Annotated in this window: 2 protein-coding genes; both read left to right on the plus strand. The window is 67.2% G+C overall.

Going from position 1 to position 2,209, the window contains the following annotated elements:
- The first annotated feature begins 141 nt into the window (after window positions 1–141).
- The gene (locus AB0J08_RS41525) at window positions 142–600 is read left to right on the plus strand and encodes a hypothetical protein (RefSeq protein WP_360645372.1); all 459 of its coding nucleotides are present in this window, start codon (window positions 142–144) and stop codon (window positions 598–600) included.
- Between the two features lie 286 nt (window positions 601–886).
- A complete protein-coding gene (locus AB0J08_RS41530) occupies window positions 887–1,696 on the plus strand; it encodes a hypothetical protein (RefSeq protein ID WP_360645375.1) in 810 nt (269 codons plus the stop codon).
- Window positions 1,697–2,209: the final 513 nt, after the last annotated feature.

Consider the following 2,209-nt stretch of genomic DNA (forward strand, 5'->3'; position numbering starts at 1 on the left):
CAGCGGCTCCAACGCAGGACCGCGACGACGCACTGGCACATCCGAAGAATCACTCACGCAAGATCTAACGACGGATCTCCGGCGCAGGACACTAGCCCCGCGCTCGGCCTTGCGCAGAAGCTGCACCCTCTTGCCCCGCCCGTGCTCGCCCCGCCCGTGCGCAGCGCCCCGACCGCGCTGCGCAGTGCAGCGCCCACTTCTGTCCAGCTGGTGCAGCAGCCGGCTCTCGCCGGTCCCGCTTCCGACCCGGAGGGCGTGGAGAAGGGGCCGGTGGTTCCCGAGCAGCTGCGCCTGGCGCTCGCCGCCGAGCGCTCTTCGGTGTCGCCGCTCGCCCGCGGCCTGGGCGCTCCGTCCGAGTCCTGGAAGCTGCCGGACAGCGATCTGGTGGTGGAGGGCTGGGCCGGCGATCCGTCCCTGTTCGCCGTCCGGCGCCCGGACCGCCGGCTGGTGGACTGGGTCGCCGACACCGGGGACGGCTGGGGCAGCTACATCGACGGGCACCTGGTCATCGACGCGGTCGACGGCGACCCCTGGCTCTCCCGCGACGCCCAGCACGCCGTCTCCCTGCTCCGGGCCGCCCTCGACCAGCAGGGCGCCTGAGCTCACCCGACGGGCCGCGGGCGGCCATCAAGGTGACGCCGCCGGTGTCCGGTCTCGACGAAAGTGGCGGATCCGGTTCCGATGAGCTGCGGTTTGCCAAGCTCCTGAGACTACGCGAGGAGGGTTTCACACTTTAGGGATCATGGCGATTCTTCGGAATGGTCCCTTGCTCTGGCGGATCTACTCCCGGGAGCCCGGACGTCGACCGTTGTCCCGGATTCTGAGTCTGGCCACCGCTGATGGCCTACCGTGGAGGGCCAGGGAGCGGGCACGGGGGAGCAACTAGGTGTATCAGTTCATCAAGGACATTGTCACCGCGCTGATCAGCCTCCTCCCCGCCACCATGTCGAGGCGGGACGCCGCCAAGCTGCGCAGCCTGGGCGCGGCGATGTTCGACGTTCCGGTGACCGGGTACGCGATCGTGCACCGCGGCGAGGAGATCGTTGCTGACCTGGAGCATATCCGCGAGGCATACATCGAGCGCGAGAGCTGGTGGCAGCACCTCGCGGAGCTACGTGCCCAGGGCTCCCGCGAGCCCTACCCCGACCCCGGACGCTGGGCTCGCCTCCACCGGAATCTCGCCTATCAGCGAACCACGCTCGAACAGCTCCACGTGGACATGGTGGAAGTCTGGAGAGTCCTCACCCTGATCGACCCCGATGCATACGGCGATGTCTCATTCATCGCCCAGCGAAAGATGCGGCGACTGACCATCCTGGAAGAGATAGTCGACCGACTCGGCCGGGGACACCTCGACCTGGAGTACGAACCACACCCGGGCGCCAACTCTGACCAGGAGTGGGCCCACAGGCCGGGCCTTCGACTCCGAGCGGCACTCGATATCCACCACCCAACCCCCGTCATTCCCCTGCACCCGTGGGACCCTGCCACCAATCCGAACATTCCGCAGGAAGCTGTCGAGCGGTTCTACCGCGAAGTCAACGACTACCTGCTCCGGGCCCAGCCTCAGCGGGAACTCGCCGCCCTGAAGGAATCCCTCGACCACCTACACGCCCGGCTAGGCGAGACCTTCGACGTCAAGGACGTCCTCCTGGAGTTGGCCCCGAGCAGGCGCCGTCGCCGACGCGGGCTGTAGGGCTGCCACAGGCAGACGGGCCAAACGTCAGGCGAAGGTCTACCACGGCGAATGGGCCGGTAGCGGGGGCAGTTGGGCACACAGCAACCCCTACAACTGGCTGCTCTCCTGGTCCGCCTGGGGTAGGAGCCAACTCACCTTCCGCCAAGTTCGCCAACTTCACCAGGGAGGTCGGAGCAGCGACCGCCACCTCGCCCGAGACTCCGCCACCTTCGGCGAGACCGGACAGCCGGAGCCCGGCCGCCGGATCCTGCCCTGATCGTGATTTCGTGACGCCGACCAGCGAGGTTGTTCCGCGTATGCCCTGGTGAAAGGGGCGTTCCAAGGTTGGTGTCGGCACCGGCTGAAAACGGGCCAGTCTGATCGGTTCAATCGTGGGCCATTGTGTGGTCTTGTTCAATCGTTGCTGGTGGTCGGGGTGAACCGCCCCGTGTTCAGTGGAGACTCGATTTCGTGTAAGGATTCGAGTCATGGCACGTCCCTCCTCCTACCCGCCTGAGCTGCGCCGTCGTG

Source organism: Kitasatospora sp. NPDC050463, assembly GCF_040655255.1.
In the GTDB taxonomy this organism is placed as follows: Bacteria; Actinomycetota; Actinomycetes; order Streptomycetales; family Streptomycetaceae; genus Kitasatospora.